The 15800-nt window shown below is 65.7% G+C and carries 13 protein-coding genes; 2 read left to right on the top strand and 11 right to left on the bottom strand.

Annotation, left to right across the window (positions count from 1 at the left end; genetic code table 11):
* From ihpC to A3M7_RS0130595, 11 genes are all read right to left on the bottom strand, one after another.
* The gene (gene ihpC, locus A3M7_RS0130645; RefSeq protein WP_027547354.1) at positions 1-3213 is read right to left on the bottom strand and encodes a divalent metal ion exporter subunit IhpC; all 3213 of its coding nucleotides are present in this window, start codon (positions 3211-3213) and stop codon (positions 1-3) included.
* Entirely contained in the window at positions 3206-4183 is a 978-nt protein-coding gene (gene ihpB, locus A3M7_RS0130640; RefSeq protein WP_027547353.1) for a divalent metal ion exporter adaptor subunit IhpB, read from the bottom strand. The genes ihpC and ihpB overlap by 8 nt, the downstream gene beginning before the upstream one ends.
* Positions 4180-5454, bottom strand: a complete 1275-nt coding sequence (gene ihpA / locus A3M7_RS0130635) for a divalent metal ion exporter subunit IhpA (protein WP_027547352.1) — start codon at positions 5452-5454, stop codon at positions 4180-4182. The genes ihpB and ihpA overlap by 4 nt, the downstream gene beginning before the upstream one ends.
* A gap of 55 nt (positions 5455-5509) precedes the next feature.
* Positions 5510-5875, bottom strand: coding sequence for a hypothetical protein (locus A3M7_RS0130630; RefSeq protein ID WP_027547351.1), 366 nt, complete (start codon positions 5873-5875; stop codon positions 5510-5512).
* A 156-nt stretch (positions 5876-6031) separates the two neighbouring features.
* Positions 6032-9190: an efflux RND transporter permease subunit gene (locus tag A3M7_RS0130625; protein ID WP_027547350.1), complete on the bottom strand. Its 3159-nt coding sequence runs from the start codon at positions 9188-9190 to the stop codon at positions 6032-6034.
* A complete protein-coding gene (locus A3M7_RS0130620; protein ID WP_027547349.1) occupies positions 9187-10596 on the bottom strand; it encodes an efflux RND transporter periplasmic adaptor subunit in 1410 nt (469 codons plus the stop codon). The genes A3M7_RS0130625 and A3M7_RS0130620 overlap by 4 nt, the downstream gene beginning before the upstream one ends.
* Positions 10593-10991 carry a FixH family protein gene (locus A3M7_RS0130615; RefSeq protein WP_027547348.1) on the bottom strand — a complete coding sequence of 133 codons (399 nt, stop codon included), beginning with the start codon at positions 10989-10991 and terminating at the stop codon, positions 10593-10595. The genes A3M7_RS0130620 and A3M7_RS0130615 overlap by 4 nt, the downstream gene beginning before the upstream one ends.
* 130 nt (positions 10992-11121) lie before the next feature.
* Complete coding sequence (locus tag A3M7_RS0130610) at positions 11122-11481, bottom strand: hypothetical protein (protein WP_027547347.1); 360 nt, start codon at positions 11479-11481, stop codon at positions 11122-11124.
* 121 nt (positions 11482-11602) lie between these two features.
* A complete protein-coding gene (locus tag A3M7_RS0130605) occupies positions 11603-11848 on the bottom strand; it encodes a hypothetical protein (protein ID WP_027547346.1) in 246 nt (81 codons plus the stop codon).
* Positions 11849-11954: 106 nt separating this feature from the next.
* Positions 11955-12596 (bottom strand): NrsF family protein, encoded by a 642-nt coding sequence (locus A3M7_RS0130600; RefSeq protein WP_027547345.1) that lies wholly within the window; start codon positions 12594-12596, stop codon positions 11955-11957.
* Complete coding sequence (locus tag A3M7_RS0130595) at positions 12593-13150, bottom strand: sigma-70 family RNA polymerase sigma factor (RefSeq protein ID WP_027547344.1); 558 nt, start codon at positions 13148-13150, stop codon at positions 12593-12595. The genes A3M7_RS0130600 and A3M7_RS0130595 overlap by 4 nt, the downstream gene beginning before the upstream one ends.
* Before the next feature lie 228 nt (positions 13151-13378).
* Here A3M7_RS0130595 and A3M7_RS0130590 point away from each other — a divergent pair, with 228 nt between their 5' ends.
* Both A3M7_RS0130590 and A3M7_RS0130585 read left to right on the top strand, forming a co-directional pair.
* Positions 13379-14095: a cation transporter gene (locus A3M7_RS0130590; protein ID WP_027547343.1), complete on the top strand. Its 717-nt coding sequence runs from the start codon at positions 13379-13381 to the stop codon at positions 14093-14095.
* Positions 14096-14433: 338 nt separating this feature from the next.
* On the top strand, positions 14434-15768 hold the full coding sequence (locus tag A3M7_RS0130585; RefSeq protein WP_027545743.1) for an IS5 family transposase: 1335 nt from the start codon (positions 14434-14436) through the stop codon (positions 15766-15768).
* The last annotated feature ends 32 nt before the right edge of the window (positions 15769-15800 follow it).

Here is a 15800-nt window from a genome sequence, read left to right as displayed (position 1 = left end):
CTAGCGCTCCCCGGAAGCTGCCAAATCAGGCGCCATTGTAGGCGTTTCGGTAGCCCCGTCACGCCGGAACAGCACGTAGAGCGCCGGCAGCACCAGGAGCGTCAGCACGGTCGAGGAGATGATGCCGCCGATCACCACGGTCGCAAGCGGCCGCTGCACCTCGGCGCCGGGGCCTGTGGCGAGCGCCATCGGCACGAAGCCGAGGGAGGCGACGAGCGCGGTCATCAACACCGGGCGCAGGCGGGTCAGCGCGCCCTCGCGCACGGCCTCCGCAATGGGACGTCCCTCGCTGCGCAGCCGCTCGATAAAGGCGATGATGACGAGGCCGTTGAGCACGGCGACGCCCGACAGCGCGATGAAGCCGACGCCGGCGCTGATCGACAAGGGAATACCGCGCAGCAGGAGCGCGGCGACGCCGCCGGTCAGCGCCAGCGGCACGCCGGAGAACACCAGCGCCGCATCCGCCGCCGATCCCATGCCCATGAAAAGCAGCAGGAACACCAGCAGCAGCGCCACCGGTACGACGATGGTCAGTCGCTTGGTGGCGGAGACCAGCTGCTCGAACTGTCCGCCCCAGCCGATCCAGTAGCCGGGCGGCAGCTTGACCTTCTCCGCAACGACGGCCTGGGTCTCGGCGACGAAGGAGCGCAAATCGCGTCCCCTGACATTGGCCATCACGACGACGCGGCGCTTGCCGTTCTCGCGGCTGATCTGGTTCGGGCCGGGTGCGATCTCGATTGCCGCAACGGAGGACAGGGGGACGTAGCGCAGTGCCGTTCCCGATGCCCCCGGCCAGGCGGTCTTGGTGACGGCCGCGGTATCCTCGCCCGGCGGCAGCGGGATCGGCAGCGACTTGATCGTGTCGGGGTTGGCGCGCAGGCTCTCCGGCAGCCGCACCACGATGTCGAAGCGGCGATCTCCCTCGAACAGCTTTCCGACCGGCTTGCCGCCGATCGCGATCTCGACCAGGTTTTGCACCTCGCTGAGGCTGAGGCCATAGCGCGACAGCGCCTGACGGTCGAGCCTGACGGTGAGGATCGGCAGGCCCGCGACCTGTTCGGTCTTGACGTCCGCGGCGCCCTCGATGCCGCGGACCACGCCGTTGACCTGCTGGGCGATGCCGGCGAGCACGTCGAGATCGTCGCCGAAGATCTTGACGCCGACGTCGCTGCGAATGCCGGCGATGAGCTCGTTGAAGCGCATCTGGATCGGCTGGGTCATGCCGTAAGCCGAGCCGGGCAGGGTGTTGGCGGCGCGCTCGATCTCCTCGATCACTTCGTTCTTCGGCTTGGCGGGATCGGGCCATTCCTCGCGCGGCTTCAGCGTGACGTAGGTGTCGGCGACGTTCGGCGGCATCGGGTCGTTGGCGATCTCGGCGGTACCGATCTTGGAGAAGATGGTGGCGACCTCCGGAACCTGCTTGACCGCCGTCTCCAGCCGGAGCTGCATGTCGACGCTCTGGGTCAGGCTGGTGCCGGGAATCCGGATGGTCTCGATGGTAATATCGCCTTCATCGAGGCTCGGAATGAATTCGCCGCCCATGCGCGTCGCGGCGAAGACGCTGCCGGCGACGATCAGCAGCGCGCCGAGTGCGACGCTGCTGCGGTAGCGGACGGCGCGGTCGAGCAGGGGGACGTAGAGCCGCTTGGCCGCCCGCATGAAGATGTTTTCCTGCTCCGAGACCTTGCCGGTGACGAAGATCGCCACCGCGGCCGGGACGAAGGTGATCGACAACAGCGCCGCGCCCGCGAGCGCCATCAGCACGGTCAGGGCCATCGGCGTGAACATCTTGCCTTCGGTCCCCGTCAAGGTCAGGACCGGCAGGTAGACCACGGCAATGATGAGCGTGCCGAACAGGCTCGGCTTGATGACCTCGCTGGCACCAGTGCGGATCGTCGCCATCCGTTCCTCGAGCGACAGCAGCCGGCCACGCCGGTGCTGCTCGGCGGCGAGCAGCCGCAGGCAGTTTTCGACGATGATGACCGCGCCGTCGACGATGATGCCGAAGTCGATGGCGCCCAGACTCATCAGATTGGCGCTGACCTTGCTCTCGACCATGCCTGATATCGTGAACAGCATCGACAGCGGGATGACGCAGGCCGTGATCAGCGCGGCGCGGATGTTGCCGAGGATCAGGAACAGCACCGCGATCACCAGCGCCGCGCCCTCGACGAGGTTCTTCTCGACGGTCTGGATGGTGGCTTCCACGAGATGCGTGCGGTCGTAGACGGCGCGCGCGACCACGCCGTCGGGAAGCGATTTCGCGATCTCCGTGAGCCTCGCCTTCACGCGCTGGGCCACGGTGCGGCTGTTCTCGCCGATCAGCAGCATGGCGGTGCCGAGGACGGTCTCGCTGCCGTTCGTGGTCGCAGCGCCCGAGCGCAGGTCCTGGCCTTCCTGGACGTCGGCGACGTCGCGGATACGCACCGGCACGCCGCCGCGCGAGCCGATCACGACGTCGCGGATCTCCTCGATATTGGCGACCTGGCCGGGCGCGCGGACGAGATATTGCTCGCCGTTGCGCTCGATATAGCCGGCGCCGACATTGGCGTTGTTGGCGGCCAGCGCCGTCATGATGTCGCGGAAGCCGAGCTTGTAGGCCATCAGCCGGCCGGGGATCGGCAGGACGTGGAATTGCCGCTCATGACCGCCGATCGAGTTGACCTCGATCACGCCGGGGATGGTGCGCAGTTGCGGCTTGATGATCCAGTCCTGGATGGTGCGCAGTTCCGTCGGCGTGAACTCGGCGCCGGACGGCGACTTCGCGCCGGCCTTGGCCTCGACCGAGTAGACATAGATCTCGCCGAGCCCAGTCGAGATCGGCCCCATCGCGACCTCGGTGCCTGCAGGCAGTTGGTCCCTTGCCTGCTGGATGCGCTCGTTGACGAGCTGGCGCGCAAAATAGATGTCGGTGCCGTCCTGGAATACGACGGTGACCTGACTCAGACCGTAGCGCGAGATCGAGCGGGTGTAGTCGAGCCTGGGCAGGCCGCCCATCGCGGTCTCGATCGGGAAGGTGATGCGCTGCTCGGCTTCGAGCGGCGACAGGCCCGGCGCCCGCGTGTTGATCTGGACCTGGACGTTGGTGACGTCGGGCACCGCGTCGATCGGCAGGCGGGTGAAATTCCAGGCGCCGAAGGCGCCGGCCGCGAGCGCGAACAGGACCACGAGCCATCGTTGACGAATGGAGAAGGCGAGGAGGGCGTCAATCATGGTCGGCGTCTCCCTTGCCCATCTCCGCCTTGACCACAAAACTGTTCTCGGCGACGTAGCGCTCGCCGACGGAGAGCCCTGCGCGGATCTCCACGAATTTCGGATCGGAGTCGCCGAGCTCCACGGGGCGCGCCTCGATCTTGTCGCCGTCCTCGCGGACGAACACGATGGTCCTGTTCTCCAGCGTCTGGATCGCACTTCGGCGCACGGCAACTGCGACGTTGCGGGCGGCGAGGATCAGCCGCGCCGTGACGAACAGGCCGGGGCGAAGCCGGCCATCGGGATTCGGCAGCACCACGCGCGCCAGCGCGGTCTGGGTCTCGCTCGAGCCGATCGGCGCCATGTAGGAGATCGCGCCCTTGATCTCGCCGCGGCCATCGTCGGGATCGATCAGCACCTCGTCGCCCAGGCGGACGCGCCGGAGGTCCTGCCGGTAGATCGACAGATCGACCCAGATGCTGGAGAGGTCGGCGACGACGAAGGCCGGTTTCTGCTCGGAGGCGTATTCGCCGAGCGAGATCTGCCGCTCGATGACGGTGCCGGCGATCGGCGCCTTCAGCTCATAGACGGTGAGGCTCTGGTTGCTCTCGATCGCAGCGAGCAGGTCGTCCCTTGCGACCCTGTCGCCGATGCGCTTCTGGATCGATTTTGCAATTCCGGGAAAGCGGGGTGTGACCTGAACGACCGCCTCCTGGTTGGCGCGCAGGATGCCGTTGAAGGCCAGCGTGTCGGTCAGCGTGGCGCCCGCGGCCTCCGCCAGCGTCACGCCGGCGGCGGCCAGCTTGACGTCGGATATGCGGATGCGGTCGGCGCCGTGCTCGTCCTGCTCGACATGGTCGTTCGGTTTCTCCGGCTTCTTGTCGGCGGCATGCTCGGTCGGTGCGACCCTGACCGGTGCAAGCATGGCGTAGCCATAGGCACCGAGCGCTGCGGTGACGATCGCGACGAGGATGGTGGAGGATGTCTTCATCGTGCGCCCTCCCGGGCCAGTGCAAAGGGATTGCCGACGAGACCTTCGATGGTCGCCACCCCGGCATGGAAATTCTGCAGCGCCTCCTGCTCGCGCAGCCGCGCCTGCGCGACGCTGGCCTGGGCATCGAGCACTTCGAGCAGGGTGAAGCGGCCCTGGCCGTAACCTTGCGCGATCGCGTCCGCAGCCTCGGTGGCCTTGGGGATGGCGGTCTCGCGCAGCACGGCGAGCTCGCGCAGCGAGCCCTGGAGCGAGTCATAGGCGCGGCCCGCAATCACGATCAGCGTGTTGCGGTTGGCCTCGCGCTCGGCCCTGGTCTTGGCGAGGCTTTCCTGCGCGGAGAGGATGTTGCCCTGGTTCTGGTCGAACACGGGGATCGGCACCGAGACGGTGAGGCGCGCCGCATCGTCATTGGTCTCGTTGAAATGGCGCCAGCCTGCCGCGATCCGCACGTCCGGATAGGGCTTGAGCCGCGCCATCAACAGTTCGGCATTGCGCTGGGCAAAGACCGCCGTCCAGCGCACCAGTTGAGGATTGGCATCGATGGCGGCGATCACCGCCTGGAAGGAGGGCGGGCGTCCCGTGGTGTCGAGCCGGCCGGAGACCTCGCCGAATTTCGCCGCTGGATCGCCCATCAGCACCGCCAGCTCGCGCCGGGCACTCGCCAGCGTCGCCTTGAGGCGTTCGCGATCGGCCTTGACCAGCGCGGAGGCGACCTCGGCGCGGCCGGTCTCGGCCGGGGAGGAGGCGCCGGCCTCGACGCGGCGGCGGAGCAGCGGCGTCAGCCGGTCGATCGCGACAATTTGCTCGTCGAGGATCTGGATGCGCCGCTGCGCGCCGAGCACGCTCAGGAATGCGATCGCGGTCTCCGACAGCACCTCCAACCTGACAGCTTTGCGCTGGATCGCGGCGACCTCGATGCCGGCCTGTCCGGCCGCGATCCTGGCGTCGCGCTTGCCGAACAGCTCGAAGGCCTGGCTGATCTGGAGCGTGGTCTCGGCCGATCGCGTGCCGCGATAGATGCCCGACCCGAATGAATTGTCCTGTTCATAGGACAGTTCCGGATTGAGAAGGGCGCCGGCCTGGATGCGTTGTCCCGTGGCAATGCCGACGTCGCGCTCCGCCGCCGTCAGGCGCGGGCTCGCGGCCAGCGCGCGCGAGAGCGCTGCGCGCATCGTCAGCGTCTGGGCGTGTGACGTCAGCACCAGGGGTGGGCTGATGAGAATAGCCGTCGCGCACGCGATGCGCGCGGCCAGTCGCCTGCAAAACATGAACCGAACCTGTGAAGGAGAACCGGTGGGCGCGATGGGCGCCCGGCTGATCCGTTCAGGTCAGGTGCTTGGGGGGAGGAGAGTCCGTATCGGGCGCGATGCCGGCGAGCGCCGGCTGCCGCTGTGGGACCGGCGCGGCCATCACTTCGGCCGCGGCTTCCGGTTGCACCGGTTGCACGACGGCGAGGGAGAAGCAACCGTGGCAGTGATGGCCGGCAAGCGCCTTGTGATCGCCATGGCCGGCCGCGCCGTCTTCGAGCATCGAGGCGATCTCCGAGCCGCCGGACGGGCTGGTCACGTCGATGTCATGCGCGCCGTGGAGCGCGCCCGAGAGCAGATACATGACCGCGACGAACACAGCCACGAGCCCACGCCAGTTGCGCGTGTAGCTCCGTCTGAAGGGCCGGCGGTTCAGGACCACGAATTCATTCTCGCTGTCGGTTCGGCTGGCCTAACATGGCGGCGGGAACAGTGTCGACCCGCAATAATGTTACGTGTGGGGAACTCAACGTCGCAGCCGCAGCCGCAGCTCACGATGCGAACTGCGACCGGCTCGCAACATGCGGCGGTGACACGTTCATTCGGCGGCCTCCGGAAGCTGCTCCGACGCGATAACCCCATCGCTGGTACGCAGCCCAAAGCCCTTCACCAGACCGAAGATTGCGGGGATCACGATCAGCGTCAGCAGCGTCGACGAGATCATTCCGCCGATCATGGGCACGGCAATCCGCTGCATGATCTCCGATCCCGTTCCGCTGCTCCACATGATCGGCAACAGGCCGGCCATGATCGCAACCACCGTCATCATCTTCGGGCGAACGCGCTCGACCGCGCCTTCCATGATCGCCTTGTCGAGATCGTCGCGGGTCAGGGCGCGGCCCGCGCGTGCGCAGCGCGCTTTGGCCTCGGCGAGCGCCTGGTTGAGGTAGATCAGCATCACCACGCCGGTCTCTGCCGCCACGCCCGCGAGTGCGATGAAGCCGACCGCGACCGCGACCGAGAGATTGAAGCCGAGCCACCACATCAGCCACAGTCCGCCGACGAGCGCGAAGGGCAGGGAGAGCATCACGATCAGGGTCTCGGTGATCGAGCGGAAGTTGAGATAGAGCAGCAGGAAGATGATCAGCAGCGTCACCGGCACCACGATCTTCAGCCGCGCGGTGGCGCGCTCCAGATATTCGTATTGTCCGCTCCAGACCACATAATAGCCTGATGGGAACTGAATGCTCGCCTGCACCGCGGCCCGCGCATCGGCGACATAGCCGCCGAGATCGCGGTCGCGGATGTCGACATAGATGTAGGTGGCGAGCTGTCCGTTCTCGGTCCGGATCGAGGTCGGCCCGCGCGCCGGCGTGACGCTCGCGACCTCGCCGAGCGGAACGGCGCCGCCGCCCGGCATCGGCACCAGGATGTCGCTGGCGATCGCCTTCGGATTGTCGCGCAGGTCGCGCGGATAGCGCATGTTGACGGTGAAGCGCTGCCGGCCCTCGACGGTCGTCGTCACCGTCTGGCCGCCGAGCGCGGTCGCGATCGTGTCCTGAACGTCCTGCACCATGATGCCGTAGCGCGACAGCGCCTCGCGGTCCGGCGTGATCTCGAGATAGTAGCCGCCGAGGCTCCGCTCGGCATAGGCCGAGGAGGTGCCGGGCACCGCCTTGATCACCTGCTCGATCTGCCGGGCCAGTCTGTCGATCCCGGCGAGATCGGTGCCCATGACCTTGATGCCAACGGGGGTGCGGATGCCGGTCGAGAGCATGTCGATGCGGGCCTTGATCGGCATCGTCCAGGCGTTGGAGACGCCCGGAAACTGCAGCGCCTTGTCCATCTCGGCGATCAGGCTGTCGATGGTCACGCCGGCGCGCCACTCGTTCTTCGGCTTGAGGTCGACGATGGTCTCGAACATCTCCGACGGCGCCGGATCGGTCGCGGTGGCCGCGCGACCGGCCTTGCCGTAGACCGAGGCGACTTCGGGAAACGAGCGGATGATGCGGTCCTGGGTCTGCATCAGCTCGGCCGCCTTGGTCACGGAAATGCCGGGAAGCGTCGTCGGCATGTAGAGCAGGGTGCCTTCGTTGAGGTTCGGCATGAACTCGGAGCCGAGCCGGCCGGCCGGCCAGATCGAGGCTGCGAGCACGCCGAGCGCGAGCAGGATTACCGGGATTCTCGCCCGCAGCACGCCTGATATGACCGGCCGGTAGATCCAGATCAGGACGCGGTTGATCGGGTTCTTGTGCTCCGGGATGATCCTGCCGCGGACGAAGATCACCATCAGCGCCGGCACCAGCGTGACCGACAGCAGCGCCGCCGCCGCCATCGCAAAAGTCTTGGTGAAGGCGAGCGGGCTGAACAGCCGGCCCTCCTGCGATTCCAGCGTGAAGATCGGCATGAAGGAGACGGTGATGATCAGCAGGCTGAAGAACAGCGCCGGGCCGACCTCGGCGGCGGCCTCGATCAGGATCGCCACCCGCGAATGGCCGGGCTCGGCGCGCTCGAGATGCTTGTGCGCGTTCTCGATCATGACGATCGCGGCGTCGATCATGGCGCCGATCGCGATCGCGATGCCGCCGAGGCTCATGATGTTGGAGCCGATCCCGAGCAGCTTCATCGCCCCGAACGCCATCAGCACCCCGACGGGGAGCATCAGGATGGCGACCAGCGCGCTGCGGACATGCAGCAGGAACACGATGCAGACCAGCGCCACCACGATGCTCTCCTCGAGCAGCGTGTGCCTGAGCGTCTCGATCGCGGCCTTGATCAGGTTGGAGCGGTCGTAGACCGGAACGATCTCGACCGATTTCGGCAGACTGGTTGCGATCTCCCTGAACCGCTTCTTGACGCTCTCGATCACGTCGAGCGCGTTCATGCCGAAGCGCTGCAGCACGATTCCGCTTGCCACCTCGCCCTCGCCGTTGAGTTCGGCGATGCCGCGCCGCTCGTCCGGCCCGAGCTCGACGCGGGCGACGTCGCGCAGCTTGACCGGCGTTCCGTTGCTCGTCTTCAGCACGATGCTGCCGAGGTCGTCGACGCTTTTCAGATAGCCCTTGCCGCGGATGACATATTCGAACTCGGAGAGCTCGACGGTGCGGCCGCCGACGTCGGCATTGCTGGCCCGGATGGCGTCGCGCATCTTCTGCATGGTGATGCCGAGGTCGCGCATGCGCTGCGGATCGAGGATGACGTTGTACTGCCTGACGAAGCCGCCGACGCTGGCGACCTCCGCGACGCCTTCGGCCTTGGCGAGGGCGAATTTCAGGTTCCAGTCCTGGATTGTCCGTGTCTCGGCGAGGTTCAGCTCCTTGGACATCACGGCGTATTGGTAGACCCAGCCGACGCCGGTGGCGTCAGGGCCGATCGTTGGCGTGACGCCGGCCGGCAGCCGTGCCGCGGCGCCGTTGAGGAATTCGAGCACGCGCGAGCGGGCCCAGTAGATGTCGGTGCCGTCCTCGAAGATGATGTAGACGAAGGAGACGCCGAAGAAGGAGAAGCCGCGCACCACCTTCGACTTCGGCACCGTCAGCATGGCGGTGGTGAGGGGATAGGTGACCTGGTCCTCGATCACCTGGGGCGCCTGACCCTGATATTCGGTGTAGACGATGACCTGGGTGTCGGAGAGATCAGGAATGGCGTCCAGCGGCAGATGGAGCAAGGCATAGAGGCCGGCAGCAGCAGCAAAGCCGGTGCCGAACAGCACCAGCAGCAGATTGCGGGCCGACCAGGCGATCAGGCGGGCGATCATTGCTGGGCTCCTTCGGCAAAACCCTTGAGCGCCGCCTTCAGGTTGCTCTCCGCGTCGATCAGGAAGTTGGCGGACACGACGACGGGCTCGCCATCGGCGACACCCTGCCTGACCTCCACGTATCCCGAGCCGCGATGGCCGGTCTTGACCTCGCGCGGCTCGAACCGGCCCTCTCCTTTGTCGACGAAGACGGCCTGCCGACTGCCGGTATCCATCACCGCACTCTCTGGGACGGTCAGGACCGGTTCGCCCGTCCCGGTGTCGATCCCGGCGTCGACGTACATGTCGTGCAGCAGCGCGAGGTCTGGGTTCGGCAATTCGACGCGGATGCGCGCGGTTCGGGTCTCCTTGTTGATCTCGGGATAGATCACTTCGACCCTCCCCGAGAATTCGCGGCCCGGAAAACTCCGGGCCCGCACGGTAGCCAACTGACCTTTGGAGATCATGCCCAGATCGCGTTCCGCTACGTCGATCAACGCCCACATCACCGAGTGATCCGCGATCCGGAACAGCACGCCGCCCGGCTGCACGCGCATTCCCTCGATCGCGCTACGCTCCAGGACGATGCCATCGCGTGGCGCAGTCCACTCGACGGAGGTCGGCACGTTCCGGCTTTTCTCGATCGCCGCTATGGCGACTTCCGGTACGTCGAGGTTGATCAGTCGCTGACGGGAGCCGCGGCCGTAGGCCTGGTCACCGCCCGTCGTCCTGGACGTGATGGTGGCGAGATATTCGGCGGCCGCCGACACGACGGCGGGGCTGTAGACCTCCATCAAAGGCTGCCCCTTCACGACGTGGGAGCCGGTCGTCACGTTGGCGACTTTCAGGATGAAGCTTTCGGACCGCATCGAGATGACGGAGACTCGCCGCTCGTCGAGTTGAATGACGCCGGGGGCACGGACCATCGTGCGGATCGTGCGGAGCGCAGCGGGCTCGGACCTGACGCCCGTACGCTGGATCCTGCCCGGAGATAGCCGGACGGAACCGTCGTCGCTATCGTCGCCTTCGTAGACAGGGATATAGTCCATCCCCATGGAGTCCTTCTTCGGCACCGGCGAGGTGTCGGGCAGACCCATTGGGTTGCGGTAGTATTTGACCTTGCGATCGCCCTTGGCCTCGGCCGCAGCCATCACCGCGGGCTGCTCGGGCTCATCAAAGCTTATGTCCGCGCCCGCAGGCACGGCACGATAGTCGCGGCCGTCCGCCGTCTTCTTCGACGTCAGCGAATAGAGCGGCTTGCCGTCCGGGTCCTGATAATAGATGGGCGTGCCCGTATCCGCCGCGTTCGCGGCGGATACGAGTTGGCCGACGTCGGGCTGTGGCCGCAGGACGCCGGCGGCGAACAGCGCGAGACCTGCCGCTGCGACGATCGCAGCGGCAGTGCCGATGAGGCGGGTGCGGGTCATTTCTCGGCCGTGACGACGAGCTTGTTTTCAACGGTGCCGGTTTCGCCCTGCACCTTGGCGCCGAGCGAGAGTTGCCAGCGGCCAGCCATTCCGAAGGTCGCCTTGAACCGGTATGTCCCGGGCTCCGTGCCCGGCATCGCGGTGACTTTGGTGGCCATCTCCTGCATGCCGTCCGGGGCCATGTCGAGCCGGCTGGCAAAGATCACCGCGTCGGACACCGCCTTGCCGGTGGTCTTGTCGACCAATCGCACCGTCACGATGCGATCGGCGCCGGCCTTGACGGTCGGCTGCACGAGCTGGAACTCGTAGTTCTTGATTTCGGCGCGTGCGGCACCCGCAAACGCGGCGGCGATCAGCACGGCCATGGCGGCACGCGCGACGTTGGACACTGTCATGATTTCAATTCCTCGATGGATCGGTTGGTACCGCCATGACCGCGCGCCCCAGGGGACAAGCAACAAGACGGCAGGCAGCGATGCGCGCGCCGTTATCGACGCGCACATTCATCCGGCGCTTGGGCGCCGGTCAGACGATCGATCGAGGTGGATGATCCGGAGGTGGACGGGTAAGGCCGTCGGCAATGGTATCATCGAGCGGCCGGAGCAGCTCGAGCGCACGCGGATCGAGAGTTGCCGTCACGACCGCCGGCCCAGCCTGCAACACCTTCAACATGCAGATCGCGAGGAGAGGGCAGTCCTGGCATTGCTTGCTGTCTTGCTGATCGGGACAGCAAGGCATGTCGGCCGACATGTCTTGCGCGTCGGTCATCTGCATGTCGCTGGCCGTCGACTGTCCTGCCGCCGCTGGCGTCACCAGCGGCGCAACCATCAGCCCCGCGGTCACGAGGACCGCGAGCACGAGCTTGAGGGTGCGACGCGCAATCATGGTGCGACACTCTCACAGGGGGGCAACGCTGGAAAGCCCCCCGGTTCACAAGTGTGCGAGCGGGGCAGTCCGGTGGTTAACCGTCTCAAACGATCACGGAGTACCATGTTATTCGGCAATCCTAGCGGGATTTCGGCCCTCCCTGATAGCGCCATCCGGATGCGCCGGCGGTCGGCGCAGTCGAGGGCAGGGATTCGCGATCATAGGCGAACGCGGAGGTCGGGCCGCGCAGGACAGCCGCTCCGGATTGCGTGGTTTGCCTGGCCTCATTCGGCCAGTAGCTCCTGTCGGAAATCGTCGAGCCCGCTTGGGCGGTGGCGGACGCGGCCGCGAGAAGCGTGAGTGCGAGAAGGCTCTTCGTCAACATAATTCCGGCTCCATCATTTTGCGGAAGCGCCTCTGTTGCGCTTCTACTGAGGAGTTCGGAGCCATCCCCGCGATGGTTACAGGCTCACGCCGACGTGAGTGCGGCCCTACCATCGCAACAGCCGGGGTCCCAACAATGCGCCAGCGAGAGTGCACAGCACGATCGTACCGCCATACCAGAGCGCGACGAAGGGCAGCGAGTCGTCGGTGCAGTGAAGTGCATAGGCCATCGCGCTCACGCCACCTGCGACGAGCCCGCTGAAGGCGCCCGTACGGACCAGATTGGTCGGAGCCGCCTGCCGCACGGCCCAGATGACGACGGCAAAGGGGACGACCGCGATGATCGGAATCGAGATGAGGCATTCGAGCCATTGATCGCCCATCACCATCCTGTCCCAGTGTGAGCTCGGCGCCTGCCCGAGGCTGACGCCTGCAAGCACCAGGATCGCCACAAATGGCAGAGCGGCGAGGCCCGGGGATACTTTTCGTTCCCCACCAGGCCGCGCCAGCCGCGCCAGATAGACCGACGCGGCGCCTGCGGTGCCGATCGCGAACGCAAACTTCAGGAGCAGGAAAATCAGGGGGCGTGGCGCGGTCAGGTCGGTGCGGACACCGAATGCAAAAAACGTCAGCCCGATCGCAACGGCCATTCCAACCACAAGCGCAATGCCGACGCTGCGGTTGACCAGCCTCCGGTTGACCGGTTCGACACCCGCGCTGAGCGCGGTGATCAGCTCGTCCGTCTTCATGTTTGCGTCCTCTGTGCGATCAACGCTGCCAGGGCTTTCAGCCCGCGGTGAATATTGACCTTCACGCCCGATTCCGAGATGCGGCACCGCTGCGCAGCTTCAGCAACGCTCAGCCCATCGAGTTTCACGGCCTCGATCGCGCATTGCATCTTTTCCGGAAGGTGCTTGAGCAACCGCCTGAGATCAAAGTTGCTCTCGGCGCTAAGGTGATCGTCATTCGCGATGACGTCGCCCGCCTCATCGATCGGCACATCGGCAACCGAGGCCCGGTTTCGGCGCAGGAAATCGATCAGCTTGTAGCGCGCGATCGCGTGCACCCAGGGTGTCAACGGTTCTGCGGGATCGTAGGTGTGACGCTGGATGTGGATCGCCAGTACCGCCTCCTGAACCAGATCCTCGGCTTCCGTGGCACCTCGGCCTATTCTCGCGAGCTTACCTTTGTAATAGGCGCGCAAATGGCGGCTCAACCGCTCCAACAGCAGCCGATGCGCAGCCGCATCGCCGTCCTGGCTGGCAAGCATCAGTGCCTTCAGCTCTGTTTCCGGAGACGTCATACTCACATGGCTATAGTTCGGTCGTATTGCCGACTCGGTTACAGTCGGTTTGCAAGATTCTCATTTTTCTCCTCCAAGGGAGACGGTGCGAGGGGCCGATCGCGTGGTCCGCAACGCGGACTGAGATGGCTTGTCGGACTAGAGGTCTAGGCAGTTGTGGAACCACGCCTAGAAGTTCGCCATCGTTGCGGGCTCGTGGTAAAATCGCACGCCCGAGAGGAGCCTGGAATGCCTGAAGAGACTTGCTGCTCACACGACGCGTGCTGCGAGAAGGCCGCCAAGCCCCGGGTAGAGGAAGTCGCCACGTCGGGCTGCGCCGACTGCTGCTCGGAAGGCGTTCCGGTCTTCGACGGGCTTGATCCGCGATACAAGCGCGTGCTGTGGACCGTCATCGCCATCAACGCGACGATGTTCGTGAGCGAAATGGCGGCGGGCCATTTGGCCGGCTCGCAGGCTCTCAAGGCCGACGCTCTCGACTTCCTGGCCGATACAGTCACCTACGGCTTGAGCCTTTCGGTCATCGGTGCAAGCCTCAAGACACGGGCCACCGCCGCACTGTTCAAGGGGTTGTCGCTCAGCGCGATGGCAGCCTGGGTGTTCGGGTCAACGGTCTATCAGACCGTGGTCCTGGGGCTTCCCCGTGCGGAGCTGATGGGAGCGATGAGCTTGGCCGCGCTGGCGGCGAATCTGACCTCGGTTCTCTTGCTCGCGCGCTACAAGGACGGCGATGCCAACGTGCGGTCGGTATGGCTCTGCTCGCGCAACGACGCGGTCGGCAATGTCATCGTGATGATTGCTGCCGTTGGCGTGTTCGGTACCGGGACGGCATGGCCTGATCTGGCGGTTGCCGCCGTGATGGCGGGAATCTTCCTCACTTCGTCTCTGCAAATCCTGCGGCAAGCGTGGGCGGAGTATCGCGGCGGCCCAGCTGCCGCGACTGCCTGAGGGTAAGCCAGTCCCGGGAGCAATCCAGACGCGGAAAGGCCCCAGCCCGGGGCTGACCGGCTGAGGCCTTTGTGCTCACAATCTTCATCCTTGGGACTTGCATCACCAACGCGCCCCGCGCCGGCTCGTTCCGTGGGGCATGGAATTAATTTGCGCCCGTCATCGGGTCGTCCGTGAAGAATGCAGATCGACCTGAGAGATAGGCAGAAGTTGTCTCGATAAAGTATTCGATTTTGCAGGAAAGCTGGGTGTTGGGCCGCGCTTTCTTGCGTTTTGGGATTTTGGTTTCGAGCGATTCGTGATTCCCTGATGACGGGTCATCGGCATTAGGGAAGGCGATGAGCAAACCGCGGGATGATCGCCAGAAAGACCTGTTGCTTCCGGCCCTCGATCAAATCATCGACATGGGCCACCCGCTGGTGCGGTTGGCGGCGCTGATCGACTGGAAGTTTCTGGATGACCGCTTTGGTTCGGTGTGCCAAACCGGTCCGGGGCAGCCTGGCCTGCCGACGCGGCTTGTCGCCGGCCTGTTCATCCTGAAGCACATGCACAATCTCTCGGATGAGGTGCTGTGCGCCCGCTGGATCGAGAACCCCTATTACCAATACTTCTGCGGCGAGTTGAGCTTCTGCCACCGGCTGCCGTTCGATCGATCGTCGATGACGCGCTGGCGCCAGCGGCTCGGCGAGGAGCAGCTCGTCGCGTTGATCCAGGAAAGTCTGTCGGTGGCGCACAAGACTGGCGCCATTGGTCCCAAGGACCTGGAGCGAGTGGCGGTCGATACCACGGTGCAGCCAAAGGCCGTTGCGCATCCGACCGACGCGCGGCTGATGCATCGGGCCATCACCAAGCTCGTCGGGCTCGCCAAGCGCAACCGTGTGCCGCTGCGCCAGAGCTATCTGCGCCTGGCGAAGCGCGCCGCCATCATGGTCGGCCGCTATACCCACGCTCATCAGTTCAAGCGCGCCCGGCGCCAACTCAAGTTCCTGCGGACGCGGCTTGGCCGGATCATCCGCGACATCCGCCGCAAGATTGATGGCGATGCGGCGCTGGAAGCTCGCTTCGGCCCGCTGCTCGCTCTGGCGCAGCGGGTGCGCACCCAGGATCAGCATCAGCGCGGCCCCAAGGTCTATGCGTTACATGCCCCGGAGGTCGAGTGCATCGGCAAGGGGAAAGCCCGTGCGCCTTACGAGTTCGGCTGCAAGGTCAGTATCGCCACCCCCGTGACGTCCCCGAAGGGCGGACAGTTCGTGCTCCATGCCAAAGCGCTGCACGGCAATCCGTTCGACGGGCACACGCTCGGCCCCGTGGTCGCCGACATGGAGAAGCTCACCGGCGTGGAGGCTCGCCGCATCCATGTCGACAAAGGGTACCGCGGCCACAACCACCCGCACCGGCTCAGGGTCTGGATCTCGGGGCAGGTCCGCCGCGTCACGGCTTCCATCAGGCGCGAGATGAAGCGTCGTGCGGCCGTCGAGCCCGTCATCGGCCACGTCAAGGCCGAGCACCGCATGGACCGCAACTATCTCAAAGGCCGCGTCGGCGACCGCATCAACGCCGTCCTCGCCGCGGCCGGCTACAACTTCGGCCTGCTCCTGCGGTGGCTCGCAGAACTCTTGCGTGCCATCATCCGGGCCTTCGCCGAAACTGTCCCGGCTCAAAAGATCGCTTAAATCAGCGGTCGTCCGCGTTCTTCACGGAGGAC

This window comes from Bradyrhizobium sp. WSM2254 (assembly GCF_000472645.1).
Taxonomy (GTDB): Bacteria; Pseudomonadota; Alphaproteobacteria; order Rhizobiales; family Xanthobacteraceae; genus Bradyrhizobium; species Bradyrhizobium niftali.
Note: the sequence above shows the minus strand (reverse complement) of the source record. Positions and strands in the feature narration are given on the sequence as shown.

Coding starts and splice junctions, on each gene's coding strand:
- ihpC (WP_027547354.1), bottom strand. CDS start 3,213: ATGATTGACGCCCTCCTCGCCTTCTCCATTCGTCAACGATGGCTCGTG.
- ihpB (WP_027547353.1), bottom strand. CDS start 4,183: ATGAAGACATCCTCCACCATCCTCGTCGCGATCGTCACCGCAGCGCTC.
- ihpA (WP_027547352.1), bottom strand. CDS start 5,454: ATGTTTTGCAGGCGACTGGCCGCGCGCATCGCGTGCGCGACGGCTATT.
- A3M7_RS0130625 (WP_027547350.1), bottom strand. CDS start 9,190: ATGATCGCCCGCCTGATCGCCTGGTCGGCCCGCAATCTGCTGCTGGTG.
- A3M7_RS0130620 (WP_027547349.1), bottom strand. CDS start 10,596: ATGACCCGCACCCGCCTCATCGGCACTGCCGCTGCGATCGTCGCAGCG.
- A3M7_RS0130615 (WP_027547348.1), bottom strand. CDS start 10,991: ATGACAGTGTCCAACGTCGCGCGTGCCGCCATGGCCGTGCTGATCGCC.
- A3M7_RS0130610 (WP_027547347.1), bottom strand. CDS start 11,481: ATGATTGCGCGTCGCACCCTCAAGCTCGTGCTCGCGGTCCTCGTGACC.
- A3M7_RS0130605 (WP_027547346.1), bottom strand. CDS start 11,848: ATGTTGACGAAGAGCCTTCTCGCACTCACGCTTCTCGCGGCCGCGTCC.
- A3M7_RS0130600 (WP_027547345.1), bottom strand. CDS start 12,596: ATGAAGACGGACGAGCTGATCACCGCGCTCAGCGCGGGTGTCGAACCG.
- A3M7_RS0130595 (WP_027547344.1), bottom strand. CDS start 13,150: ATGACGTCTCCGGAAACAGAGCTGAAGGCACTGATGCTTGCCAGCCAG.
- A3M7_RS0130590 (WP_027547343.1), top strand. CDS start 13,379: ATGCCTGAAGAGACTTGCTGCTCACACGACGCGTGCTGCGAGAAGGCC.
- A3M7_RS0130585 (WP_027545743.1), top strand. CDS start 14,434: ATGAGCAAACCGCGGGATGATCGCCAGAAAGACCTGTTGCTTCCGGCC.